Raw genomic sequence first — 22,843 nt, forward strand, 5'->3', positions numbered from 1 at the left:
TTAGCCTAACTGACCTGATTTAACTGACCTGACGAATGATGGCTCCCCGAATGTCAGCTTGCTCTAAGTCAACATCCGTCAGAGTGACGTTGGTTAAATTAGCTTGAACCAGGTTGGTCTCAGCCAAGTTAGCCCCTGTCAGAACAGCATCTGTCAGATTGGCACGACTCAGATTGGTTCGACTTAAATTAGCCTTTGTGAAATTCGCCCCGCTAAAATTCGCCCCGCTAAGATTGATATTTCTCAAATTTGCCGCCATCAAGTTTAGGTTTCTAAAGTCTCTCTGCCCTGCTGAGTATCGGCTTAAAAGTTCTGGAATTTTCATTAGAATAACGTTGAGAGGAGTATAGAACCCAGGCTGCGAAGCGGATTCAGTGAAGCGGATTCAGCTTGAAGTATCGGCTGCTGCAAGCTAGTTGCGGAAGCTCTTCCTTCGCTGTTTGTGTCGAGCAACTGCCTTGCGCCGCCGCTTTTCGATCGGGGTTTCAAAGTGACGATACTTTTTCATGTCTGGAAAGACTCCCGCCTGGGAAACTTTCCGCTTAAATCGGCGTAGCGCTGACTCTATTCCTTCGTCTTCACCAAGAATTACTTGGGTCATTCCATCTTGCCTCATGAGTGATCAGGGAGAAGACCTCCTGTTTCCAGAAAGTCTCACAAAACTTCGTCCTAGCCACGCTCTGGCAGACTGCTACTGTATGGCAACCGCCTTGGCGGTTAGGGAAGGGACGTTTATGGTGGGGCGCGAAGCGCCCCACCATAAACGCTCTAAGCAAACTGGCGATAGCTATAAAAACATCGCCAAGAATAGCGCTTAGGATCGTGGATTAAATAATCTGTACAACCGATCTGCTGTAAGGGGTTAGCAATGCCAAGCCCCTACTGAGCTAAGCCCCTACCCCAAGAATTACTTAAAAAGGGGGAATAAAAAAGGGCAGACTGGAAGTCCGCCCCTCACTAAAACGGTAGAGTTTACAGACTAAGCCTCAGAGACTTAGTAACGACGAGAAGATCCGCCTTTGTTGCTCCAGCCGCCGCCGCCGCCGAAAGAACCTCTGTCCTCACGGGGTTTTGCCTTGTTGACCTTCAGGTCGCGACCCATCCATTCAGCTCCATCCAGAGCTTCAATGGCAGCAGTTTCTTCTGCTTCTGCACCCATTTCCACAAAAGCAAAGCCGCGTAAGCGACCTGTTTCACGATCGGTGGGGAGTTGCACCCGCTTGACCGTGCCGTACTCTGCGAAAATTTGGGTGATATCCTCTTGAGTTGCCTCAAAGGATAAATTACCGACGTAGATTGACATGAAAAATGATCTCCAGAATCAGAGAGTGTAGAGAGTTAGATTCGGAGAAATGCGCATAAAACGAATTACACAGCCGAAAATAATCCTATTACAGAGGTTAGCATAGTCACGGCAGTGTTGGTAGATGAGTGAGGCGAGGAAGCGTTAAGAAAAGTATAAAAAATAAGCCCACACCAGAGTGTGAGCCTCTATTATGACAGGGACAAACCTGCTTGGTCAATTTATGCTTGTTCTAAGCTTCTTCAATTAGCTTCACTTTCTTGGCAAGCCCCAGAAATTTAAGGGTCTGAATCATCATCCAAGTGGCATCAATCTCCCACCATTTGAGACCATGCCGTGCCGAGTATTGGTAGCTGTGATGGTTATTGTGCCAGCCTTCGCCGTAGGCCAGCAGGGCAACCCACCAGCAGTTGGTAGAGCGATCGCTAGAGTCAAAGGTGCGGTATCCAAACTTATGGGTGGCGCTGTTGACAAGCCAGGTGGTGTGATAGACCATCACCAGCCGCACGAATCCGCCCCAAAACAGGAAAGACCAGCCGCCAATCAAATAGAGCACAACGCCGAATACCGCCTGAATTGCCACAAAGTTGTTATCAAGAAATTGATAAAAGCGATCGTTTGCAATGTCTTTTGTAAGACGAGGAATCTCATACTCAACTGGAACTTCGTACATCATCCATCCCATATGGCTCCACCAGAAGCCTTTCGTGGAATCGTGATGATCGACATCTTGGTCAGAAAACAGGTGATGGTGACGGTGCAGCCCTACCCACCAGATGGGGCCACCTTGCATAGATAAGGTGCCACAGAATACTAAAAAATACTCTAGCCATTTGGGAGTTTGAAAGCTGCGATGGGTAACTAGCCGATGCCAGCCCAGCGTCACGCCCAAGCCACCCGTAACCCAGTGCAAAAACAGGGCAAGGGCAACCCCCTGCCAGCTAAAGAAAGCCGGGAGGAAAGCGCCCAGCGCCAAAATATGAAGGGCTATCATGAACACGACAACAGCCCAGTCATGCGTAAGTTTGGTCGAGTTTGCAATAGTCATGAAGTCATCTCAATGTGAACGATGTAGCCAGATCTGCGCGACAATGAACTCCGCGAGTGTTATGAACACGACTTGAAATACAGATGTAGCCTGACAGAGGCAGCCTGATGGGCATGCGATCGGCAACGCAATCATTTTCCAGGATTTGCATTTATTCTCCAAGATCAAAGTGACACTTAGATAACGAATCCTAGACAGTTGGCATCTTCAAACGGTTGGTAATTTGATGAGCAGCGAACAGCTTCAGCAAGCCGAACAGGCACTATTTCAAATTTTTTCTGGTATTGACGCGCAGGTCAAGAAAAATCTTCGCAGAGTTTTGGCAGCTTACCGTCATCACCAAGTAGGAGTTCAGCATTTCGCTGGGGTGAGTGGCTATGGGCATGATGATCTGGGGCGGCAGGTGCTCGATCGCGTCTTTGCAGAAATAGTGGGGGCAGAAGCGGCGATCGTCCGGATTCAGTTTGTCTCAGGAACTCATGCGATCGCTTCTGCGCTTTACGGCGTGCTGCGTCCGGGGGATGAGATGCTAGCCGTCACAGGCGCACCCTATGACACGTTGGAAGAAGTAATTGGACTCCGAGGAGAGAACCAAGGTTCCCTGAAGGACTTTAACATCCGCTATCGTCAGCTAGATCTGACAGAAGAGGGAGCGATCGACTGGCACGGGTTGTCTGAGGCGGTGCGTCCTGAGACAAAGCTGGTGCATATTCAGCGCTCCTGCGGCTACTCTTGGCGACCTAGCCTGTCAATTCAAGAGATTGAAAAAATTGTTTACTCAGTCAAACAGCAAAATCCTGAGACGGTTTGCTTTGTGGATAACTGTTACGGCGAATTTGTGGAGGATCAGGAACCGACGGCGGTGGGGGCTGACCTGATTGCCGGATCGCTGATCAAGAATCCGGGGGGAACAATTGTCGCGGCAGGGGGATACATTGCCGGAAGAGCTGACCTAGTGGAAATGGCGGCTTGTCGGCTAACGGCTCCAGGGATTGGTAGCGAGGGCGGTGCTACGTTTGACCAGAACCGTCTGCTGTTTCAGGGATTGTTTCTAGCGCCGCAGATGGTGGGGGAGGCGATGAAGGGCAATCACCTGACGGCACATGTGTTTCAACAGCTGGGTTATCCGGTGAATCCGCTGCCAGAAGCGCCGCGACGGGATGTGATCCAGGCGATCAGGCTAGGCTCTCCAGAGAAGATTATTGCCTTTTGCAAGGCGATTCAGCAGAATTCGCCGATCGGCTCTTATCTCAGTCCGGTACCTGCTGCTATGCCGGGATATGAGAGTGAGCTGGTAATGGCGGGGGGGACGTTTATTGATGGCAGCACTTCGGAGTTTTCAGCAGATGGGCCGTTGCGGGAGCCGTATACTGTGTTTTGCCAAGGCGGGACGCATTGGACGCATGTGGCGATCGCGTTAGAGGCGGCGATCGATGCTGTGGGTGAGGCTTAGGATATCTTTTATTTTTTGAAAAGGGTGTAGCTTTTCAAAAAATGAACATATGGAGTTTGGGGAACAGCTAACAGCCTTGGGGGTCTCCCCCAAACCCCCGGTGGAGGACGCGCCCGTCCTCCACGCCCCCTCCGCATGAGATTGTGGATGGGCGGGAGAGATCGCGTCGCATGGGTGGGCAGATAGGGGGGCTACTCGAATTCAAAGAGTTCGCTGATGCTTTGACAGTTAAAGAATTCCTTCAGCTTTAAGGCGGTATCGCAATCAATTCGAGCGAATTGGTTCTTAAAGAGGCTGCGAACTGTTCCAGGACTCAAAAATTCATCGTCGCACCCCAGACCATCGCACTTGAAACCTTGGGGTGTAATGGCGTATCTCGCAGTCTCTCACCGGATGCTTAGAGGTGCGATCGCAAGTTCAGGCAGGCAATCATGGAAAATTTTTAGGATTTGCTACCGCAATAATTCATGAACGCCATTGAAACATTGTCTAAGCCCAACTTCTAGGGCTTTTTTTGCTGTTCGTTGTCCATCGATTCTATGGCTTTCAACAGCAAGATTTCGATCGTGGCACTCACAGACCGTTTATCTTGTTCAGCCAACTGTGAGATCCGCTCACGCAGTCCTGACGGCAGATAAACGGTAATTCTGTCTTTGTCTGTAGCCACGTAGAACCAGATAACGTCAAAAGTTCATAAAGATTGTAGAACGCTGCCATCGCAATGTGATAGCGTTGTAAGACGTTAAACAACGTCAATTAACGTCAAAATAAAGGAGCTGCGTTTATGGTGCTGAGTGACGATGAAGCCGCTTTGATTAAAGCGATCCTGACTGCTTTGCGAGGAATCAAGATTCGAGACATTGATAAAGCCCTGGTGATTCTCAGTAAAGAAGAACGGCAATCGCAATGAAGAAAAACGGCGATCGCGTATCTCAAAGTCTTTTCTCAAAGTCTTTCGCTGGACTTTCAGAGGGGCGATCGCCCCAACCTAGTTTGCTTAATCTGCCTCCAGCAATTCATGGCGATCGTTTGAACTCGCGCTATCTTTAAGAGTGCTGTCAATCTGGCTAAGTTCGATCAGTGAGCCGCAAGCGTCACAAATTCGGGTTGCATTGGCTGCTGTCGCAAGTAGCTAATTTGGCGATCGCCTTTTTCCTCCTCTCAATTTTGCTGGTGCTGCCCTGGCGCTGGTTGCCGCTGCCAACCTCCAGCTTTATGCTGCAATCTATGTTTCAGAATGGGCGAATTCAGCCTTACAGTTACCGCTGGCAGCCCTACCCTGAGATTTCGCCGGATATGGCGCTGGCGGCGATCGCGGCTGAAGATCAGCGATTTCCTAGCCACCATGGATTTGACATTGACGCTTTGAAACAGGCGATCGAAGAGTCTCAAGCAGGCGGCGACTTGCGCGGTGCCAGCACCATTAGCCAGCAGGTTGCTAAGAATCTCTACCTTTGGTCGGGACGGAGCTTAGGACGTAAGATCTTGGAAGCCTGGTTTACGGTGCTGCTAGAGCTGCTATGGTCGAAGCAGCGGATTTTGGAAGTTTACCTAAACATTGCTCAGTTTGGCGATCGCCTGTTTGGCGTGGAAGCAGCAGGCCAGCAGTTTTTTGCCAAATCTGCCAGTCAGTTAAGTCGAGAGGAGGCGGCACTTCTGGCAGCCGTCTTACCAGGGCCAGAAATTTACCAAGTTGACCAGCCTTCGCCGATCGTGCTGCGGCATCAGGACTGGATTTTGCAGCAAATGCAGCAGCTTGGGATCGATTACCTGAGTAGGCTGTAGTTTAAAGCTGCGTGAAGATAAGGAGAAAATGGAGCCGTTAAACCAATCTAGAGCAGGAGCTGAAGTGGGATTGGATGCAGCGCAAGGAGCGCTTGTCATCATTGGGGGAGCAGAAGATCGGCACGAAGACCGCCAGATTTTACGGGAGTTTATTGGGCTGGCGGGAGGCAGAGAGGCACAAGTTGTGGTGCTGACGGCGGCAACTAGCGAACCAGAGGAGGCAGGCGAGACTTACATTGATGTGTTCGGGGCTTTGGGAGCTGCCAATGTGCAGGTGGTGGATACTCGCGATCGCGCTGATGCTAATCAGTTCAAGGCGATCAAAGCGATCGGCAAAGCCACAGGCATTTTTTTCACGGGCGGCAATCAGGCGCGGATTGTGGAATCGATTAAGCACACGCTGTTAGATGATGCCATCAGCAAGCGCTATCTGGAAGGCGTGGTGATTGCCGGAACCAGTGCTGGTGCAGCAATTATGCCCGAACGAATGATTGTGCGAGGCGAGTCGGAAACTAGCCCACGCGGCGATACGGTTCTCCTGGGACCCGGTATGGGGTTTGTCCGGGGCATGGTGCTCGATCAGCATTTTGCCCAGCGAGGGCGGCTAGGGCGGCTGCTGGCGGCGCTGTTGCTCGATCCGGCAGTAATTGGCGTAGGCATCGACGAAAATACGGCGATCGTCATTCAGGGCACTGAGTTTCGGGTACTGGGAGAAGGCTCGGTGACGGTGGTGGATGATTCGAGTGTCACCCACAGCAATTTAGAGAACATTACCGATCGTCAGCCAATGTCGGTATTTGGCGTGAAGCTACATATTTTGACCGAAGGCTGTCGGTTTGATTTGCGATTAAGGCAGCCTATTGCCAGGAACGAGGGGTTGCTGCGATCGTAATTCGTCTTGGATGAAAGCTAGCTCCCTTTTTTCAGAGAGGTACTTTTCAAACGATTCTACGATCGCCCTAATCTCTTCAATCAACTCCTGAGGCTTATCCTCATAAAAATAGGGCTGTCTCATCGCTTACATTAAGCTTTACCCATCATAACGACGAGCGCTTACCCTAAAACACAGGCTAGAATCGCCATAGAGTTCAGCGTGCTAACTCTTGCACTGAGTCTTGATAGTGAAAGGCTCAAGGTGCCAGTCGAGTATAGCTGTCGCCAGTTTGCTTAGGATATTTTGGGTGGGGCGCGAAGCGCCCCACCCAAAATATCCCCGTCCTAACCGCCAGAGCGGTTGCCATAACTGGAGCTTTTTGAAGAGTTCAACGGGGTGCCACTGCCAGTAAACACAATTGGCGAGCGGATCTCCTAATGGTTACACGTAGACAGATCTTACTTTTCCTTGGGGCACTCACAAGTCTGGTGCTAGTCTCTCAGCAATCTATCGCAGAGACAGTTCACGGTTATTTTCACCTAGTGGCTACCAGCACTCCTATTGCAAATTACTGTAAATCCAGCAGCGATACTGCTGAGAACGAGTATTTCAATGGAGTCATTGTTGCAGTTTGCACTGCAACGGCGAACCTTGACTCCGTCACTGCTGCCACTGTGCCGTCGGTTACACCTGACTACACAATCACATCACTGTCGCCCTATACACAAGTGCGAAACACGCCTGCGGCAGCCTCTACTTTGACATGGGTCAACCCTGGTTTCACACTTCCGGCTGACCCGACAGGTGCGGCTCAGGCATTTACGCCAAACTTTCAGCCACTGAATTCCACATGGCGACTGGTTAGAACTGGGTTTACCAAGACCAGCTTTGGGCTGAACATGTACCCCTATCTGGCTGTCAATCCTGATATCCCCTATCCGGCAGTGCGCCTATTTGTTCACTGGAGCAACATGGCTTCAAAGTCTGGCAGCAATCCTGTTGTCTATAACTTCGATGTGAAGTATGACCCCGCCACCGGATCAGAAACCTTCCGGCAGGCAATGAACCGTTTTTACAAGGCGGGTTCAAAGATCGATATTGTGTTGTTAGACACACCAGCTTATGCACAGCTAAATCCTTCTTCCCCAGCAACACCAGGCGGAGTACCTGGCAGTAGTTCTTTATTCTCAGGGCAGGACGCTGCTAATTTTCTGAAGGCGTTGATTAAGACATTTCCCAGCATGATCCGCTCGATCGAGCTGTGGAATGAAGCGAACCTTAAGGTCAATACTACAGACAATAGAGGATACTTCAGTGGCAGCATTGAGGACTTGGTTACGGTTTGTCGGGAAATGTATGAGGCGATCAAAGAAACGGATTCCACCATCACTGTGGTTTCACCCAGTTTCCTTTATCCAGGGGGTGCTGCTCAGTCTGGAGATGCCGATCGCTACATTGATGACTACGTTCGTAGATTCGGGGAGTTAGGCGGTTTCAACTGGTGTGATGTGCTGGCTTTGCATTACTACTTGAGCGACGCAACGCTAGCCGTTACGCCTAAAGGCTCAATTCCAGATAATATCCTGATCATCAATAACTCAACCTGGAATGTCTACAAAATGTACGGTGACATTTGGATCACTGAAGCTGGAACTTTAGGGGGCGCAAACAATTACTACAGTGCCGATCGCGCCCTCTCTCAGACTATCCAGAACGCCTTATTTGCATTCATCAATGGCGCAAGCCAGTATGATTTCTACAATTGGGTTGACGACAGCATGTCTACCGACGTAGCGGCGCGGATGCAGTCTTCGACCAAGCTCAAATACGGCTGGGCGCAGCTCATGCACGACTTGGATGGGTTGAAGCTTGTTTCTCGTCACGGCAACAACTTTGATGATTTGCAAGTTGTTAAGCTCGTAAACAGTTCCGGACAGAATTCCTACTTGGCATGGACAAATGGAAAGCCCTTCGTCATGAACAGCAGCGCTTTGACAGGGGTTACGAAGATCAAAAAATTGAACGGCACTGTTACTATAATTAGTGACAATGCCGTTCCGGTGACTGCAATCCCTGTGTTGTTGACACCCTAGAAGTTGACACCCTAGAAATAGTTTGCAGCGTTGATTCCACCTAAATGACGATCGCCTGAGGCAAAGTCAGTTCCAGTGACATCTGCAACGATGTCTGAGATAGGATTAACTTTCAACACCAATCGGGATGGCGGGATTCGAACCCACGACCCCTTCGTCCCGAACGAAGTGCGCTACCAAGCTGCGCTACATCCCGTAATGACGTTCCTGACAAGTTTTCAATAAACTAGCGGAATGCCACTGAATTAGTCTAGCGGGTAATAGACGACTTTAGCAACTTTGGCTGAGGCTATAAAGTCTCGGCTGTTTCATGACTGAAATAATTGTTGAGAACAGCTTGCCGCCCTGCGATCGCATTGCCAGTGCCAATATAGACATCATGAGTAAGTAACGGCTATGGCTCTACTCTGATTTCATTCAGACTATGATTGCCAATTTGGAGAAAAGTCTGGGCGATACTCTAGCTGAAAAATGATTGGCGTTGTATTCGAATAGGGTAAAGACAGCTATGAAATAGCTCTGAATACGAAATGATTGGGGATGCATGCCAGAGCGATCGCCTTCGTTAAAGCGCCAATAGCTGTATCAAAGCTCAGGTAATTCAACGAGAAGCACTGTCTTAGAAGAACTTAGGCAAGCCGAATTTTGATAGAGTCGAAATTATGAAGATAGTAAGAATTAGTTGACGTTGTAAACTACAACACCTGGATTTTCTGGAAGCCTTTGATAAGTTGAAGCAGCTTAACTTACTAACACTCACTTGAGTATTCAAACTAAGCTGCTTTATGAAACAAGTGCTTCAGCAAACTATCAACCGATTAGGCTATCGAATTTCTAAAATTCGTCCCTCTATTGAGCTGTCTTATATTGATGTCTTGGATCTAGTTTTGCAGAACTACATGCAGCAGAAGCCAGATATTTTCTTTGTGCAAATTGGTGCTAATGACGGCAAAACTGCTGATCCTGTTACAGAGCTAATTCATAAGTATCGACTGCGTGGTCTACTGGTAGAACCTCAGCCTAATATATTCAAACAGTTGGTAAAACACTATAAAGATCATCCGCAGCTTGCTTTCGAGAACTCTTTAATTGCCGCACAAAATGGTACTGAAAATTTCTATGCTATCCGTGACGATGGACAATACAAGTTGCCGATGTGGTGTTATCAGATTGCTAGCTTAGATCGAGAGAAGATGCTGGAGTTATTGAGTAGTCAAAAACAAGATTTGCATCTACCTACTGATATTGAATCTTTGATTGAAACTATTCCCTTGCCGGCGCTGACCTTTCAGACACTGCTGGAAAAACATCATGTCAACCAGGTTGATTTACTGGTGATTGACACGATCGGCTACGACTTTGAGATCATTAAAATGATCCCATTTGATGCAATTAAACCTGCCATCATTAATTTTGAACATTCGCTGCTGTCTCTAGATGATCAAAAAGAATGTTTCGCATTTTTGGCAAAGTTAGGATACAGCTTAATTCAAGTTTCAGTGGATACGATCGCCTATCTCCATGCGCCAACCCGCAAGGCGTTCTACACCTTTTAGTTTTTAAGCAGCCCTAAGCCTTGAACCGAGGAATGGTCACATCCAGCTCAGTCACCTTACCGTTCTCGTCAATCGTACTCAAGGGAGGCAGCATTGCGGCAGCATTGCCCACCACCAGCGTCACAAGCTGATCGGGTTTGAGGTGACGTTGGGCGGCTTGCTGAACATCGGCGATCGTTGTGGTTTCGACGGCTTTTTGATAGCGAAAGATAAAGTCTGGCGGATAGCCATAATATTCGTAGCGCATGAACCGTCCCAGCGTTTGTGCAGGTGTGGCAAACCGGAAGATAAAGGCATTCAAAACAGACTCTTTAGCGTTGGTTAGTTCTGTCTCGGTAATGGGGCGATCGCGCACCTGCTCAATCTCCGCCAAGGTCGATTGGATGAAGGGCACGGTTGCCTCCGATCGCGTCTGCCCTCCAGCAACAAATGTCCCTGGAAAGTCAAATTCTGGCGACCAGAAGGCGTAGACACTGTAGGCTAGACCTTGGCGCGATCGGATACTGTTCACCAATCTGCCGCCCAAGCCATTCATTACCTCATTTAATACCGATAGCGCCGCATAGTCTGGGTCATCTAGCTTGCCGCCCAAGTGACCTATCTGAATACTGCTTTGAGTCAGCTGAGGTTGATCGACCAAGAACACGCCACCCAACTGTGCCTGAGCAGCAGAGGGGATAATCTGGGATACAAGGGTTTTATCTTCCCAGTCTTCTAGCTCAGCTTTGATCAGCGATCGCATTCTAACGCTATCAAAATCACCCACAATACCCAATAAGATATTGCTAGGCTGAAAGGATTGCTGATAGAAACTCATCACGTCATTGCGAGAAATCTTGTCTAGCGTGGCGTATTCTATGGTGCGAGCGTAGGGACTTTCGGCTCCATAGATCAACTTCTGAAACTCTCGTCCTGCAATTCCCTCAGGGTCATCGTTGCGACGGGCGATCGCTCCTTGAATTTGTGTTTTGGCTAGATCAATTTTCTCTTGAGGAAAAGCAGGCTGACGTAAAACTTCAGCAAACAACCCAAACACTGCTTCTAGATCTTCGCTCAGCGTTGTAAAACTCGCCGTTCCAGAAGTTGTGTCAATACCTGTCTCTATGGAAGCCGCTCGCTGCTCTAGAATCAGATTCAGCGCCTCTGCCGAATGGTCGCGCGTGCCACCGCTACGCATGACATTTCCCACAATGCCCGCTAGTCCAGTTTTATCGCTAGGTTCTAAGCGGTCGCCCGTACGCACCATCGCCGAGCCACCCACCAGCGGCAAATCATGATCCTCCAGCAAAAACACCTGAATGCCGTTGCTTAGGGTAAACCGCGTATAGTTCGGAATCTTAATTTCTGGGGCTGGGGGCAACTGCAAATCTGTGTAATGGCGGGGTGTTGCCAAAGCGGGCGATCGCCCCCAGCCCACCATTGCGATCGCCAACAGCACCATCAATCCATACTTCAACATCCGACCCAGCTTTCCACGACCCTGCATACAGTCAACTTCCAATTTTAATGACCTAGATAATCTGCAAATCTCAGAGGTATCGCTCTAACACCTGACTAGCAAACAACGTTACCCGTACCAATGCGCCCATTCGCTTTACCGTTGCTAAGCTGTGCCTTACCAACAGCCTTGGATTACCATAGCATTGTTGCAATACAGCCTAAGCCGCCATCCAACGCTGTGTAGATTAATTAGCGAGAGCATTGAGATTTATGGGCGCGATCGGATCAGGGATTCTCAGATGCCAGAGACTCACATCTGCTAAATTCCGTTAAATTCCGTGACTTTTGCCAATCACCCAATGTCGTCGAAAAAACCGCGATAGACTGGACTCCTCTATCTGCAAATAGATGGGGCGACCATGAGGACAAGTGCGCGGATTCCGGGTGTTTTGCCACTGATCCAGCAATGTCTGCATTTCCTCTAGGCTCAGCGGCGTACCGTTGCGAATGGCAGTACGACAGGCGATCGCCACCACTGCCGTGTCCAAATCTCCCCCCAAGCTCAGTTCCATCAAAGCCTCTGCACAGTCACTCCGCTGTGCCAAAGGCTCTGGGGCTAGCCGCACCGCCCAGAGTCGATCGCCAAAAGGTTCTACCGGAATCCCCAAGTGCTGAAGCTGCTCGATCTGCGCAGGCAAAAGCTGATTTAAGATCACCGGAGGCTCTAGCGGAACCAGCTGCCAGCGATCGCGCAATTGCTCATACAGCACCCGCTCATGGGCGATGTGTTGCTCGATCAGCCACATGCCTTCAGGATGCTCTGCCAAGATATACATCTGGTGAACTTGGGTGAGGGCTTTGAGCGGAATCAGAGGAGCGATCGCTGCATCTGGGTCGAAGCCAGCATTGCGACTCGAATCTCCATACGTTCCTGCTGCTTCTGCCGCTCGAATCACTTGCCCAAGGCGGCTGTTGTACGCAGACTCTGAAACGCTGCCGGGGTTAAGGCGCAGCGCAGCATCAATCGCCGTTTCAATCTGCGTTTTCCAGTGATCCAATTGATGTAAATAAATTTCGGCTTTTGCCGGATGACGGTTCCAATCAATTTGGCTGGGTGGCAACCGCAGATGCACGAAACAAACGGGATGACGATCGCGGGGCAAAGTCCGGCGTAGCGAGGCGAAAATCACCTGCTCTAGCTCAGGAATTTTGACCACGCGCCCGTTGACCGCCACCTTCACCCAGTCGGGGCGATGACGATGGCAGCGATCGGGCAAACCCAGCAACAGGTATGTTGAATTGCTATGCCGCAGTTCTTGCAAATCGCTCGGCTGTACATCCCGTAGGAGTTGCGGCAAAATATGCTGAGCCGAAGTGCCGGATAGTAGCGTAAACCAAGGGCGGGTTTCATGGGCGGCTGAAGCGATCGCCGCTTGCTCAATTTGCCAGGTGACATGGGGATGACACAGAGCAAGCTGCTGAACCACCAACTGAATAGCGCGGAGCTGCTGAGCCGCAGGAGGCATACCCTGACGGCGCGGCATCCAGTTGGCAAATAGGTGAGATACGGTAATGATGCTGCCGGGAGCGATCGCCACTGCCTCTATGTGAATGGGGTCGCCCTGACTGCTGTACCGAATACGCCAACCTTCATTAACAGTTCCCCAACGGCTGCAAATTTCCAGATCAGCCAATTGAGCCAGACTATGAAGCGCTTCGCCCCGAAACCCCAGGCTATTAACTCTCCATAGGTCGGCGCTATTACGAATTTTGCTGGTGCTGTGGGGCAATGCTGCCTGCTCCAAATCATGGCGCTCCATGCCTCGCCCGTTGTCCGCCACCCGGATTCGCCATTGCTCCGCCCAGACCGAAATAGTAATTCGGGTGGCTCCCGCATCTAAGGCATTTTCGGCTAGCTCCCGCACGACAGCAGCCAGAGAGTCGATCACCTCTCCGGCTGCAATTAAGTGAACGACTTCTTCAGATAGGGTTTGAATCCCTGAAAGAACGCTTGCATCCATACCCATCAGTGTAGTGAATTTGTGCCGATCGGGTGATGCAAAGTGAGTCATTCGGGCGATCGATGGAGTATTGAGCGATCGCCCAACTAGGTGCTGCTGAAGGACGAAGTGCCATTTTGTCCAAAATTCTACGCTAAGGACAGATGTAAATCAGAGATACCGCCATGAGTAAGGAATTTGAAACCTCTTTCTATGCGGTCGAAGTAGAAAACGCCCTAGAACTCTCGACCGCTCAAATCTCCATCCAACCGAGCGATCGTTCCTCGATTCAAGAGGCTCCTATCCCAGAAAGTCCTATCTCCCAATCCTCAATCCCTAATCCCAGATGCGCTAGTTCGCAAAGGTGTCTGGCTCACTGTTGGCACACCGATCAGGAGTGGGAGCAAGGGCAGCGATGTCTGGTCGCCTGTTGGCAAAACGGCTACTCACAGGCTGAAATCTCTCTGTATCAGGTACCTCACATCATGTCTAATGACATGTCTAGTGAAATATCGAATTAGGTGCGATCGCACCTAATTACAGCCCTTTTCAATTGTGTACATCACAATTATTTTTTAGGAGCCTCACTCAGCGGAACCAGTGCCATAATTCTCATCCCACTGAAATGGTCTAGCAGGGCAATAATATATTTGGGCGGCTGGATGCTAGTAGCGAACTGGGGTGAGAGAAACATTACCTCATCTAGTTGGCTGGATGATCCTGGCAGACCACGTTCACAAAGGGCGCAACAGGAATGCGACTATACACTTCCACATTCTCTTCTTGAGCCTGACGCAAATCATACTGGGTTTGAAGATTTAGCCAGAACTGAGCGCTGTTGTTAAAGTATTTGGACAAGCGCAGAGCTGTGTCTGCGGTAATGCTCCGCTTTCCAGCCAAAATCTCACCGATACGGGTTTGAGCTACGCCCACATCTTTGCTGAGTCTGTAGGGCGTAATGTCTAGCGGTTCCAGAAAGTCTAGTTTGAGGATTTCGCCAGGATGGATATTTGGTAAGCGGTTGCTGTCCATGGCACGTTATTTACTTTGTCAGTGGTAGTCCACTATTTCTACCTGATCGGCATTTCCCTCATTTGTCCAGATGAAGCAAATTCTCCACTGGTCATTAATTCGGATGCTGTACTGCTTTTCTCGATCGTCCTCTAACTTCTTCAGCCGATTACCCGGTGGAACGCGCAGGTCGTTAATGGATACTGCCGCGTCTAGCATAAGAAGTTTTCGTAGAGCAACTGTCTGAATATCGGGTGGGTAGTGGGGAGACCTAAAGCCTTCGAAAATGAGCTTAGTTTCTTGAGATTTGAAACTTACGATCACGATAAATGCTAACGTATGGCGATAGTACTGTCAAGCAAGAGTATATTTGATTTTTTATTATGTGTCCTCTAGCTCAAAGGCGGCAATGACGTGGCTGACGTTGACGCTGGCGCGAGTGCGCGAAGTGGGCGCAATGATCACCTCTTGCTGAATGGTGTCTCTCCGCAGCAGATCGGTGTCTAGCAGCGTCACATCCATCCAAATACTGCCATCTGCCGCCTGATACACTTCGTCAATGCATTGAATTCCTAGAATCTTATTGCTGGTCGTGAGCAGCCCAAAATACCAGGAGTCACTCATCATGCGCACGATAAACCAGCCAGGGAGAAGCTTGCGGGCAGCTTCAATTCGGGCAAACAGCTCTTGTTCTTCAGGCTCTAGCCCTGCTGAAGCCAAATCTTGATCGACTAACAATTCTTCTACGGTGCCCAGGCTATCGTCTTCCTGCTGGCTATCTTCCGGATTGCTCCCCTGATTAGTGTCCATAGTAACCTTCATAAATCTTCAGCCGGATTTGATATTACCACCGGAAGGATCTCCCTCGAACAGCGCTCCAGCATTATGATAGAGATAGTTAAGAAACGTGAACAACCGTGACAACTGAGATCTCACCTGCTCTGGAAATGCCTCTGCCGATCGAAATTCTCACCTGGACTTGGCAAGATCATCGCATTGCCTATACGGTGCAGGGCGAGGGTAAGCCACTGATTTTGATTCATGGGTTTGGTGCGTCGATCGGTCATTGGCGACAAAATATTCCGGTTTTGGCTGCTGCCGGGTACCGGGTGTTTGCCCTGGATTTGCTGGGGTTTGGCGCATCTGAGAAAGCCCTGCTGGAGTACAGCGTTGAGCTTTGGCAGGAGTTGCTCAAGGATTTCTGGAGTGCCCATGTCCAAGAGCCTGCGGTGTTTGTGGGAAATTCGATCGGCGGACTGCTAACGCTGATGCTGCTGGCGGACGCGCCCCAAATGGCGGCGGGTGGAGTATTGTTAAACCCGGCAGGTGGGCTAAACCATCGCCCAGAGGAGCTGAATCCGCCGCTGCGGCTAGTGATGGGTGCCTTCACAAAGCTGGTGAGTTCTGAGCTGGTGGGAGGGTTTTTGTTTAACCAGATTCGCCGTAAGCCCCGTCTGCGGAACACGCTGCGGCAGGTTTACCATGACCAGACCGCCATCACCGACGAACTGATTGATATTCTTTATCAGCCTTCCTGCGATCCGGGGGCACAAAAAGTCTTTGCCTCGATTCTCACGGCTCCTCCAGGTCCTCGACCCGAAGAGCTTCTGCCACGTATTGCTCAGCCTTTGCTAGTGCTGTGGGGCGAGGCTGATCCCTGGACCCCGATCGCCGGATCAAAAGCATACCAGGCGGCTGGCGAACATCAGTCCATTAAGTTTGTGCCCATTCCCAACACCGGGCACTGCCCCCATGATGAGCGTCCGGCTGTTGTCAATGCAGAAATTTTGCAGTGGTTGCAAGAGGCTCAAGGGGGCTTATGGGATTACCCGTCGTAATTTTGCCGGGATACCTTGCCAGCGCCAGTCCCTACCAGGAAATGGAGGCGGGTCTGAAGACGCTGGGGTTTGCTGCCTACACGGTTCCTCTGCGGCGGCGAGATTGGTTGCCGACTCTGGGTGGGCGATCGATGGTGCCAATTTTGCAGCAGCTTGACCAGACGGTGCAGCGCGTCAGAGCGGAAACGGGGAGCGATCGCATTAACTTGGTCGGTCACTCGGCAGGCGGCTGGATTTGCCGAATTTACCTAGGCGAAACCTCCTACGACGTTCATCCCGGCGATGCGGACAAGGTGCGTCTCTGGAAAGCTTTCTCGCAGGTGCAGACCCTGACGACGCTAGGAACGCCCCATGTGAGCCAGGAGCGCTGGACAAAGCGCAATTTGGATTTTGTCAAAAATAGCTGCCTTCCGCATCCTGAAGTGCGCCATATTTGTGTTGCCGGAAAATCAATCTATGGCAAACGGCAGCTTGGCAATTGGTTTGCCTACAGTAGCTATGAACTCACCTGCGGGCGGGGTGACTGCTGGGGCGATGGCATTACGCCGATCGCATCTGCCCATCTGGAGGGCGCAGAAAACCTGACCTTAGAAAACGTGCTGCATTCTCCGCGATCGGGAAAACTCTGGTACGGATCGGCTGAGCCGCTAAAGGTTTGGGCGGCACATCTGGCGTAATCTCTCCTCTCTTCGTTATGGCTGTCGCCAGTTTGCTGGGGGCATTTTGGGTGGTTGCTATGCTTACCGCTGGCAAACGGAGAGGTGATGATAGTCATGAAGTTGAGGCGATCGGTTACATTAACGAAAGACGAATTACATCTAGCCCCGCCCATGCTAATTGAACTTTTGCCTTTCCAATTTAAAATTGACATCACCACATTGGCAGGCATCGGGCTGTGGGCACTGGCGCTGTACCTGGGCTTTTCCCCCGTTAGCGAATGGGTGATAGAGCAGTTGACGCGCTGGATGAATTTTATGGAGCGATCGCTCTACTTCTCTACGCAGGAGTATGAGCGTTCCCGCAAAGCCAGTGAATCGCTCAACGATCTGTTTGCTTCACTGCTGAGCATCATTCCCTTTCTGGTCGTGGGCGGATTGTGCAACTGGGGCGTTGATGCAGGGCTGGGACATAGCTGGACAATTAGCATGGGCATTATTGCCTGTATTAGCTGTGGTGTCTACGACCTGGGTCGGCGAGATGGGCAGTCGGCAGATTGAAGGGGATGTTTTTTGTTGAAGAGGGGCGCAGAGCGCCCCTCTTCAACAAAAAATCATCTTAGAGAGCGCAGTGCCATTGCTTCACCATTACCAAGCAGTTGCGTCGATCGACACGAGTATAGCTAAAGCCATCTGCCAGCTGTTCCAGCAATTTCAAGCCGCGCCCACCCGTTGAGGCTGTGTCTACTTTTTCGGGCAAACTCTTCACTTTTTGCAGCAAATCGAACGGTTCGCCGTAGTCCCAAATGCGGATTTCAAGCTGCTGATCTAGTAATTGCAGCTCAATATCGATCGGCAGATCGATCGCCTTGCTTTGATGGGCGTGACGCACCGCATTGGTAAATCCCTCTGCCAGAAGCGTCTGGCACTGCATAAAGGTTGTTTCTGGCAGCGATGACTGAGTAAACGCATCAAACCAGGTCAGGATCTGAACCAGTTCACTCAAATCGGTTTTCGCTCGAAAACTGCTTTTTGGCATTGTGGAGAACGGTCACAACGGAAGATAGGGAACGCGGCGGGATGTTAGCTGAACGTTGAGAGCGTGGCTTAATCTGAGTATGAATTTTTTGAAAGGCAGAGTACCCAGATCACTGTATCGTTTTGGGCATGATATTTCCAGAGGTGCTTTGAGCGCATCAAGCCTTAGCTCTTGAAGTCTCAGAATTATCATGGTTTAGAAATGGTTCAGATACTAATTGTTGACGATGACCCCGTCATCCGGATGATTTTAAGGAAAACGCTGCAAGCTCAAGGTTATCAGGTTGCGGTCGCAGAGAGCGGCGAGGAATGCATCCTGCAAGCGAAAGCCCTGCGTCCAGCGCTGATCATTTGCGATTGGCTGATGGCAGGCATTACGGGTCTAGAAGTCTGCCGTCAAATCAAAGCTGACCCAGACTTATCCAGTATTTTCTTCATCCTGCTTACCTCTCGATCGGGGGTCGTAGATCGGGTCATAGGGCTAGATGCAGGAGCTGATGATTTTTTGCCCAAGCCCATTGAAGTGCATGAGCTACAGGCAAGAGTGCGATCGGGACTACGGCTCCACCAGTCGGCACAAGATCTTCAGCAGCTAGTCCAAGATCTGCAAACGCAAAAGCAGCTTCTAGAAACCGAACTTGCCGAAGCCTCCGCCTATGTGCGATCGCTCTTGCCCCATCCCCTCACTGGAAAAGTCTCCACCACCTATCGGTTTTTACCCTCTAGCCAGCTGGGCGGCGATTGTTTTGACTATTTTTGGCTCGATCCCGATTTCCTAGCCATTTACCTGCTCGATGTTTCAGGACATGGACTAGGCTCAGCACTGCTCTCGGTGACTGTGCAAAATATGCTGCGATCGCAGTCTCTCCCCAGCGCCAATTTTTATCAGCCCAGCAATGTGTTGCGATCGCTCAACGAAATCTTTGATATGGATGAGCATCACAGCCGCTATTTCACCATTTGGTATGGAGTGTACAACCAACAGAAACGGCAGTTAGTTTATGCGAGTGCCGGACATCCTCCAGCGGTTTTGATGTCGGCGCAAGTCTCGTCATCTGCCGATATTCAGCTCCTCAAAACGCGGGGAATGCCGATCGGCATGTTAACGGAGAGCAAGTATCCCAGCGACTTCTGTGAAGTTCGCCCGGACGACACGCTCTACCTCTTTAGCGACGGTATTTATGAGGTGGCGCAATCAGATGAAGTGCCCTGGAACTTAAATGAATTTATTCAGCTCCTCAGCCAGATGCATGGTTCGCAGCCCGATCCGCTCGATCCCATTATTCAAGCCATGCAGTCTTTCAGCGGCAAAGGCAGCTTTGAGGATGATTGCTCTCTGTTGCAGGTGAAATTTGGCTAGAGTGAAAAGGCGCTAATAGATCGCAAATGAAAAATAAATATTGCTAAATTCCTCCGTTTTCGAGACTTGACCTTATAATCACAGCGTGCTTTTCGCAAATGCAAGGTTCAGTCAGGATTTTATGAAACTATCTAAGAAATGCAATGCCGTAACCGCTTTAGCGTTGCTAGCTTTTGCCGTTACTCCATCAGCCGCCTTAACCTCAAACGTAGTCCTGGCTCAAGCTGCATTCCCCATTCCAGCACCTCTGCCCCAAGGCACAACGGTAAAGATTGACGGATCTACCAGCATGAAGTCCATTAACCAGGCGCTGAGCGATCGCTTCAAAACTCAGTTTCCGGGTACGCAGGTAAATTCCGGCTACGGCGGCAGTGAGGCGTCGCTCCAGGCGGTCTTGGACGGCAAAATAGATTTGGCGGCGATCGGTCGTCCGCTGACGGCAGAAGAACTGGCGAAAGGCTTGGTTGCCGTCCCGGTTGCCCGCAGCAAGATTGCCATTTTTGTGGGAGCCAACAATCCTTTTACTCAAGGCTTGACGGGCGAACAGTTTGCCAGCATCTTTAGAGGCGAAGCTGTGGAGTGGTCGCAGGTGGGCGGAATCGATTTGCCGATTCGTTTGATCGATCGCCCCGATGCCAGCGACACCCGCCGCGCTTTGTCCAGCTATCCTGTCTTTCAAGCCGCTCCCTTCCAGACGGGCGCAAACGCTCTCAAAGTGGCAGAAGATAGTACAGAAGCCGTGATTCAGCAGTTGGGCAATGATGGCATCAGCTATGGCATTGTCGAGCAGGTGAGCAACAACCCGGCTGTGCGCGTTCTTCCCCTCTACGGAACCTTGCCCAACGATCCACGCTACCCTTTCTCACAGCCGTTTTCCTACGTCTACAAGGGCGCTAATCCTAGCCCAGCCGTCCAGGGTTTCTTGGGCATTGCTACTGCGCCCGATAGTCAGGCAGCCGTAGAGGCAGCCAGAATCGCTGCGGTCACGGCGGGAGCGATCGCAACGGCGGCAAGTCCAGCGGCGGCTCCAACAGCTCCTCCTCAGCTCAATGCTCCTAGCCCAGCAGTTTCGCCGGGAGCAGCATTACCCAGTGCAGCCTCGCCAGGAACAGCCTCGCCGAGCGCAGTTGCCTCAAGTCCCAGCGCAAGCGCTTCACCGGGTAATCTAATCGCTGACGTTGAAGGTGACGGTCTATTATCGCGCTGGTGGTGGCTGCTCCCAGCCTTAGGAGGATTAGGGCTTTTGGCATGGCTACTGCGCGATCGACCACCCGCTGACGAAATCAGCAGTGGAATTAGAGTGGAGCCAGGATCGAGGGAACCGATCGCACCTGCCACTGTTATTCCTGCTGCATCTATTCCTGCTGCATCAGAAGACACGTTTGCACCTGTACTACCAGTATCTTCAGCAGTGTCTAGCGTCCCTGACAGCCGCATTGTTCTTACCCCGCGCAACTGCAAATCTGCTTATGCTTACTGGGAAGTGCCCGAAGCCCATAAAACCTTGCTCAAGCAACAGGGTGGACAAGAGCTGACGCTGCGGCTTTACGATGTCACCGATATTGATGCCTACTACCAAACTCCCCATAGCACCCAGGAGTTTGCTTGCTCAGAAGCATCTCCAGATCTGCATGTGCCCATTCCTGTGGACGATCGAGACTATATTGCTGAAATTGGATACATGACGGCTGAGCAACGCTGGCTGCCCTTAGCGCGATCGCCCCATGTGCGGGTTCCGGTCTGCATTCCTTCAGATCAGAAACTCAGTTCGCCTACCGAGACTCCCCTCAGTTTCGAGGCTCCGCCTGTGGATGCGGTTGCACCCGTCGTTCTTAACACAGCTCCGGCCGATGCCCCTCTAGTTGACGCTCCTTCAAGAGAAACCGCTCATTCAAGAGAATCCATTCCTTCAAGAGAAGTCGTTGCGGCAGATCCTCCCCCGTCTAACATTTCAGCTGCCTCAGAAAGTCGGCTACTTCTGGTTCCCCGCAGTGCAGACGAAATCTACGTCTACTGGGAAGTTTCGGAAGAGCGTAAGCAGGAGTTGCGGCAGCAGGGCGGACATCGTCTGGTGTTGCGAATTTACGATATTACGGGCGTAGACTTGAGCGATCAGCCACCCAAAGGCTTACAGCAGTTTGAATGCAGTGAAACCGCTAACGATCGCCATGTTAGCGTTCCCTCCTATGGTGATTACATTGCGACGTTAGGCTATCTCACCGAAGAAGGAAGATGGCTCCCCGTAGCGCGATCGACCCCTGTACGCATCCGCTCTGCCAATGCTCCCACGAATGCTCCTACCCCCCGACAAACTCCGCACGATCGTTAAGCTATAAAAATAATGCCTATGCCAATTGCTTTACTCAGTAGTGCGAATCTTTAGTTCTTCAGGTATGGCAACCGCCAAGGCGGTTAGGATGGGGACGTTTTGGGTGGGACGCTGCGCGCCCCACCCAAAACGTCCTAAGCAAACTGGTGATATAGCCCTACGTAATTGAGTTAGGACGGGTTATTTTTTGAGAGCCGCGCGGAGCGCGGCTCTCAAAAAATAACCCATTGGATCTAAGCGCGTAGTTCTATAGCTATAAGAGAGGGGCGATCCATATCGCCCCTCTCTAGCATTTAAAGCATCATGACTTGAAGCTCTATGTACTCTGTATTCAGATTACTGAATATACAGATTGCGACTATCCAAATTACCGAGATGGATAATTACCGAGATGGATTCAGAAAGCGAGTTGCAAATTTCATGACATCGCCCAAATCAGTATCTCCATCTCGATCGCTATCTAGGAAAGCACTGAGCAGAGGATTGCCGCCACCACCCGGTACACCTGGCTTGTTGGCTCCCAGGTTCAAAAAGCCCAGCACCACAGGAATCAACATAGGCAGCATAGACTGCACCATGGTTGGATTTAACCCCGTTTTTTGCGCCACAGCCTGCGCTACTTGCTGCTGCATTTGAGCCGGGATCAAGGACTGGAGCGCCGCGCCCATGCCGCCCCCCATGCCGCCCCCCATGCCGCCCCCCATAGCTGCCGTTGCTGCCTGACCCAGCATTCCTCCCAGAGGATTGCCTCCAGCAGTCTGACCCAGCATCCCTCCCAGAGGATTGCCGCCCCCTGCGAGCTGACCCAGCATTCCTGCAAGCTGCGAACTCCCCATCTCCGAACTCTGCTGCTGCAAAACCGGACGGAGTGCGCCTCCCAAAGCTGAGATCACATTTTGCGTTGTACCCGCATCTAATCCAGTTTGCTGGCTAACCTGCTGAACTGAACTCAAAAGCGATCCCAATTGCCCTACACTGGCTTGCTGGTTGGGATTATTAACAGCGCTCAATACATCAAAGAAAAGTCCCATTTTTTTGCACCTTAGCTTGATAAAAGCT

27 protein-coding genes and 1 tRNA gene are annotated in these 22,843 nt (G+C 50.8%); 15 read left to right on the top strand and 13 right to left on the bottom strand.

Features of this window, described 5'->3' with window-relative positions:
- Positions 1–19: 19 nt before the first annotated feature.
- Positions 20–325, bottom strand: coding sequence for a pentapeptide repeat-containing protein (locus tag AC5JMP_RS06040; RefSeq protein ID WP_495850539.1), 306 nt, complete (start codon positions 323–325; stop codon positions 20–22).
- 87 nt (positions 326–412) lie between these two features.
- Complete coding sequence (rpsU, locus tag AC5JMP_RS06045; protein WP_495850540.1) at positions 413–601, bottom strand: 30S ribosomal protein S21; 189 nt, start codon at positions 599–601, stop codon at positions 413–415.
- Between the two features lie 13 nt (positions 602–614).
- Between rpsU and AC5JMP_RS06050 the strand changes: the two genes are divergently transcribed.
- Complete coding sequence (locus AC5JMP_RS06050) at positions 615–818, top strand: hypothetical protein (protein ID WP_495850541.1); 204 nt, start codon at positions 615–617, stop codon at positions 816–818.
- Between the two features lie 176 nt (positions 819–994).
- On the opposite strand, the gene rbp is transcribed toward AC5JMP_RS06050, so the two are convergent.
- Both rbp and AC5JMP_RS06060 read right to left on the bottom strand, forming a co-directional pair.
- Positions 995–1,303, bottom strand: a complete 309-nt coding sequence (rbp, locus tag AC5JMP_RS06055; protein ID WP_495850542.1) for an RNA-binding regulator — start codon at positions 1,301–1,303, stop codon at positions 995–997.
- 232 nt (positions 1,304–1,535) lie between these two features.
- Entirely contained in the window at positions 1,536–2,351 is an 816-nt protein-coding gene (locus tag AC5JMP_RS06060; protein WP_495850543.1) for an acyl-CoA desaturase, read from the bottom strand.
- A 223-nt stretch (positions 2,352–2,574) separates the two neighbouring features.
- On the opposite strand from AC5JMP_RS06060, the gene AC5JMP_RS06065 reads away from it, so the two are divergent.
- A complete protein-coding gene (locus AC5JMP_RS06065) occupies positions 2,575–3,804 on the top strand; it encodes a methionine gamma-lyase family protein (RefSeq protein WP_495850544.1) in 1,230 nt (409 codons plus the stop codon).
- A 502-nt stretch (positions 3,805–4,306) separates the two neighbouring features.
- On the opposite strand, the gene AC5JMP_RS06070 is transcribed toward AC5JMP_RS06065, so the two are convergent.
- Positions 4,307–4,471, bottom strand: a complete 165-nt coding sequence (locus tag AC5JMP_RS06070; RefSeq protein ID WP_495850545.1) for a ribbon-helix-helix domain-containing protein — start codon at positions 4,469–4,471, stop codon at positions 4,307–4,309.
- 117 nt (positions 4,472–4,588) lie between these two features.
- Between AC5JMP_RS06070 and AC5JMP_RS06075 the strand changes: the two genes are divergently transcribed.
- The 5 genes from AC5JMP_RS06075 to AC5JMP_RS06095 all read left to right on the top strand — a co-directional run bounded on the left by AC5JMP_RS06075 (position 4,589) and on the right by AC5JMP_RS06095 (position 8,556).
- Positions 4,589–4,714, top strand: coding sequence for a hypothetical protein (locus AC5JMP_RS06075; RefSeq protein ID WP_495850546.1), 126 nt, complete (start codon positions 4,589–4,591; stop codon positions 4,712–4,714).
- A complete protein-coding gene (locus tag AC5JMP_RS06080) occupies positions 4,711–4,854 on the top strand; it encodes a hypothetical protein (RefSeq protein WP_495850547.1) in 144 nt (47 codons plus the stop codon). The genes AC5JMP_RS06075 and AC5JMP_RS06080 overlap by 4 nt, the downstream gene beginning before the upstream one ends.
- A 30-nt stretch (positions 4,855–4,884) precedes the next feature.
- Positions 4,885–5,589: a monofunctional biosynthetic peptidoglycan transglycosylase gene (gene mtgA / locus AC5JMP_RS06085; RefSeq protein ID WP_495850548.1), complete on the top strand. Its 705-nt coding sequence runs from the start codon at positions 4,885–4,887 to the stop codon at positions 5,587–5,589.
- Positions 5,590–5,617: 28 nt separating this feature from the next.
- On the top strand, positions 5,618–6,481 hold the full coding sequence (locus AC5JMP_RS06090) for a cyanophycinase (RefSeq protein WP_495850549.1): 864 nt from the start codon (positions 5,618–5,620) through the stop codon (positions 6,479–6,481).
- A gap of 419 nt (positions 6,482–6,900) precedes the next feature.
- Positions 6,901–8,556 (top strand): hypothetical protein, encoded by a 1,656-nt coding sequence (locus AC5JMP_RS06095; protein ID WP_495850550.1) that lies wholly within the window; start codon positions 6,901–6,903, stop codon positions 8,554–8,556.
- Positions 8,557–8,678: 122 nt separating this feature from the next.
- Here AC5JMP_RS06095 and AC5JMP_RS06100 read toward each other — a convergent pair.
- Positions 8,679–8,752: transfer RNA gene (locus tag AC5JMP_RS06100), tRNA-Pro, on the bottom strand.
- A 589-nt stretch (positions 8,753–9,341) separates the two neighbouring features.
- Between AC5JMP_RS06100 and AC5JMP_RS06105 the strand changes: the two genes are divergently transcribed.
- Complete coding sequence (locus tag AC5JMP_RS06105) at positions 9,342–10,112, top strand: FkbM family methyltransferase (protein WP_495850551.1); 771 nt, start codon at positions 9,342–9,344, stop codon at positions 10,110–10,112.
- A gap of 13 nt (positions 10,113–10,125) precedes the next feature.
- Here AC5JMP_RS06105 and AC5JMP_RS06110 read toward each other — a convergent pair whose 3' ends face one another.
- Together AC5JMP_RS06110 and mutL are read right to left on the bottom strand one after the other, a co-directional pair.
- Positions 10,126–11,598, bottom strand: a complete 1,473-nt coding sequence (locus tag AC5JMP_RS06110; RefSeq protein ID WP_495850552.1) for a M16 family metallopeptidase — start codon at positions 11,596–11,598, stop codon at positions 10,126–10,128.
- Between the two features lie 283 nt (positions 11,599–11,881).
- Positions 11,882–13,573, bottom strand: a complete 1,692-nt coding sequence (gene mutL, locus AC5JMP_RS06115; RefSeq protein ID WP_495850755.1) for a DNA mismatch repair endonuclease MutL — start codon at positions 13,571–13,573, stop codon at positions 11,882–11,884.
- A 164-nt stretch (positions 13,574–13,737) separates the two neighbouring features.
- Between mutL and AC5JMP_RS06120 the strand changes: the two genes are divergently transcribed.
- Positions 13,738–14,073, top strand: coding sequence for a hypothetical protein (locus AC5JMP_RS06120; RefSeq protein ID WP_495850553.1), 336 nt, complete (start codon positions 13,738–13,740; stop codon positions 14,071–14,073).
- A gap of 181 nt (positions 14,074–14,254) precedes the next feature.
- Here the strand turns inward: AC5JMP_RS06120 and AC5JMP_RS06125 are convergent, their stop codons facing one another.
- From AC5JMP_RS06125 to AC5JMP_RS06135, 3 genes are read right to left on the bottom strand one after another with little or no spacing between them, the layout of a single operon-like run.
- On the bottom strand, positions 14,255–14,584 hold the full coding sequence (locus AC5JMP_RS06125; protein WP_495850554.1) for a HigA family addiction module antitoxin: 330 nt from the start codon (positions 14,582–14,584) through the stop codon (positions 14,255–14,257).
- Between the two features lie 18 nt (positions 14,585–14,602).
- Positions 14,603–14,887: a type II toxin-antitoxin system RelE/ParE family toxin gene (locus AC5JMP_RS06130; protein WP_495850555.1), complete on the bottom strand. Its 285-nt coding sequence runs from the start codon at positions 14,885–14,887 to the stop codon at positions 14,603–14,605.
- A gap of 57 nt (positions 14,888–14,944) precedes the next feature.
- Positions 14,945–15,373, bottom strand: coding sequence for a hypothetical protein (locus AC5JMP_RS06135; protein WP_495850556.1), 429 nt, complete (start codon positions 15,371–15,373; stop codon positions 14,945–14,947).
- A 137-nt stretch (positions 15,374–15,510) separates the two neighbouring features.
- Here AC5JMP_RS06135 and AC5JMP_RS06140 point away from each other — a divergent pair, with 137 nt between their 5' ends.
- The 4 genes from AC5JMP_RS06140 to AC5JMP_RS06155 are packed head-to-tail and all read left to right on the top strand — an operon-like array spanning position 15,511 to position 17,618.
- The gene (locus AC5JMP_RS06140; protein WP_495850756.1) at positions 15,511–16,401 is read left to right on the top strand and encodes an alpha/beta fold hydrolase; all 891 of its coding nucleotides are present in this window, start codon (positions 15,511–15,513) and stop codon (positions 16,399–16,401) included.
- Entirely contained in the window at positions 16,383–17,078 is a 696-nt protein-coding gene (locus tag AC5JMP_RS06145) for an esterase/lipase family protein (RefSeq protein WP_495850557.1), read from the top strand. Before AC5JMP_RS06140 ends, AC5JMP_RS06145 begins: the two co-directional genes overlap by 19 nt.
- A 17-nt stretch (positions 17,079–17,095) precedes the next feature.
- A complete protein-coding gene (locus AC5JMP_RS06150) occupies positions 17,096–17,242 on the top strand; it encodes a hypothetical protein (RefSeq protein ID WP_495850558.1) in 147 nt (48 codons plus the stop codon).
- Positions 17,232–17,618, top strand: a complete 387-nt coding sequence (locus AC5JMP_RS06155; protein ID WP_495850559.1) for a hypothetical protein — start codon at positions 17,232–17,234, stop codon at positions 17,616–17,618. Before AC5JMP_RS06150 ends, AC5JMP_RS06155 begins: the two co-directional genes overlap by 11 nt.
- Before the next feature lie 58 nt (positions 17,619–17,676).
- Here AC5JMP_RS06155 and AC5JMP_RS06160 read toward each other — a convergent pair whose 3' ends face one another.
- Positions 17,677–18,096, bottom strand: coding sequence for an ATP-binding protein (locus AC5JMP_RS06160; protein WP_495850560.1), 420 nt, complete (start codon positions 18,094–18,096; stop codon positions 17,677–17,679).
- A gap of 201 nt (positions 18,097–18,297) precedes the next feature.
- On the opposite strand from AC5JMP_RS06160, the gene AC5JMP_RS06165 reads away from it, so the two are divergent.
- A complete protein-coding gene (locus AC5JMP_RS06165; protein ID WP_495850561.1) occupies positions 18,298–19,455 on the top strand; it encodes a PP2C family protein-serine/threonine phosphatase in 1,158 nt (385 codons plus the stop codon).
- 121 nt (positions 19,456–19,576) lie between these two features.
- Entirely contained in the window at positions 19,577–21,784 is a 2,208-nt protein-coding gene (locus AC5JMP_RS06170) for a DUF4912 domain-containing protein (RefSeq protein WP_495850562.1), read from the top strand.
- 383 nt (positions 21,785–22,167) lie between these two features.
- On the opposite strand, the gene AC5JMP_RS06175 is transcribed toward AC5JMP_RS06170, so the two are convergent.
- Positions 22,168–22,815 (bottom strand): DUF937 domain-containing protein, encoded by a 648-nt coding sequence (locus tag AC5JMP_RS06175; RefSeq protein ID WP_495850563.1) that lies wholly within the window; start codon positions 22,813–22,815, stop codon positions 22,168–22,170.
- Positions 22,816–22,843 lie beyond the last annotated feature (28 nt).

Source organism: Drouetiella sp., assembly GCF_059504425.1.

Coding starts and splice junctions, on each gene's coding strand:
- AC5JMP_RS06060 (WP_495850543.1), bottom strand. CDS start 2,351: ATGACTATTGCAAACTCGACCAAACTTACGCATGACTGGGCTGTTGTC.
- AC5JMP_RS06140 (WP_495850756.1), top strand. CDS start 15,511: ATGCCTCTGCCGATCGAAATTCTCACCTGGACTTGGCAAGATCATCGC.
- AC5JMP_RS06125 (WP_495850554.1), bottom strand. CDS start 14,584: ATGGACAGCAACCGCTTACCAAATATCCATCCTGGCGAAATCCTCAAA.
- AC5JMP_RS06165 (WP_495850561.1), top strand. CDS start 18,298: ATGGTTCAGATACTAATTGTTGACGATGACCCCGTCATCCGGATGATT.
- mutL (WP_495850755.1), bottom strand. CDS start 13,573: ATGGATGCAAGCGTTCTTTCAGGGATTCAAACCCTATCTGAAGAAGTC.
- AC5JMP_RS06145 (WP_495850557.1), top strand. CDS start 16,383: ATGGGATTACCCGTCGTAATTTTGCCGGGATACCTTGCCAGCGCCAGT.
- AC5JMP_RS06160 (WP_495850560.1), bottom strand. CDS start 18,096: ATGCCAAAAAGCAGTTTTCGAGCGAAAACCGATTTGAGTGAACTGGTT.
- rpsU (WP_495850540.1), bottom strand. CDS start 601: ATGACCCAAGTAATTCTTGGTGAAGACGAAGGAATAGAGTCAGCGCTA.
- AC5JMP_RS06175 (WP_495850563.1), bottom strand. CDS start 22,815: ATGGGACTTTTCTTTGATGTATTGAGCGCTGTTAATAATCCCAACCAG.
- AC5JMP_RS06170 (WP_495850562.1), top strand. CDS start 19,577: ATGAAACTATCTAAGAAATGCAATGCCGTAACCGCTTTAGCGTTGCTA.
- AC5JMP_RS06150 (WP_495850558.1), top strand. CDS start 17,096: ATGGCTGTCGCCAGTTTGCTGGGGGCATTTTGGGTGGTTGCTATGCTT.
- AC5JMP_RS06155 (WP_495850559.1), top strand. CDS start 17,232: ATGCTAATTGAACTTTTGCCTTTCCAATTTAAAATTGACATCACCACA.
- AC5JMP_RS06080 (WP_495850547.1), top strand. CDS start 4,711: ATGAAGAAAAACGGCGATCGCGTATCTCAAAGTCTTTTCTCAAAGTCT.
- AC5JMP_RS06105 (WP_495850551.1), top strand. CDS start 9,342: ATGAAACAAGTGCTTCAGCAAACTATCAACCGATTAGGCTATCGAATT.
- AC5JMP_RS06095 (WP_495850550.1), top strand. CDS start 6,901: ATGGTTACACGTAGACAGATCTTACTTTTCCTTGGGGCACTCACAAGT.
- AC5JMP_RS06090 (WP_495850549.1), top strand. CDS start 5,618: ATGGAGCCGTTAAACCAATCTAGAGCAGGAGCTGAAGTGGGATTGGAT.
- AC5JMP_RS06120 (WP_495850553.1), top strand. CDS start 13,738: ATGAGTAAGGAATTTGAAACCTCTTTCTATGCGGTCGAAGTAGAAAAC.
- AC5JMP_RS06135 (WP_495850556.1), bottom strand. CDS start 15,373: ATGGACACTAATCAGGGGAGCAATCCGGAAGATAGCCAGCAGGAAGAC.
- AC5JMP_RS06075 (WP_495850546.1), top strand. CDS start 4,589: ATGGTGCTGAGTGACGATGAAGCCGCTTTGATTAAAGCGATCCTGACT.
- AC5JMP_RS06050 (WP_495850541.1), top strand. CDS start 615: ATGAGTGATCAGGGAGAAGACCTCCTGTTTCCAGAAAGTCTCACAAAA.
- AC5JMP_RS06110 (WP_495850552.1), bottom strand. CDS start 11,598: ATGCAGGGTCGTGGAAAGCTGGGTCGGATGTTGAAGTATGGATTGATG.
- AC5JMP_RS06040 (WP_495850539.1), bottom strand. CDS start 325: ATGAAAATTCCAGAACTTTTAAGCCGATACTCAGCAGGGCAGAGAGAC.
- rbp (WP_495850542.1), bottom strand. CDS start 1,303: ATGTCAATCTACGTCGGTAATTTATCCTTTGAGGCAACTCAAGAGGAT.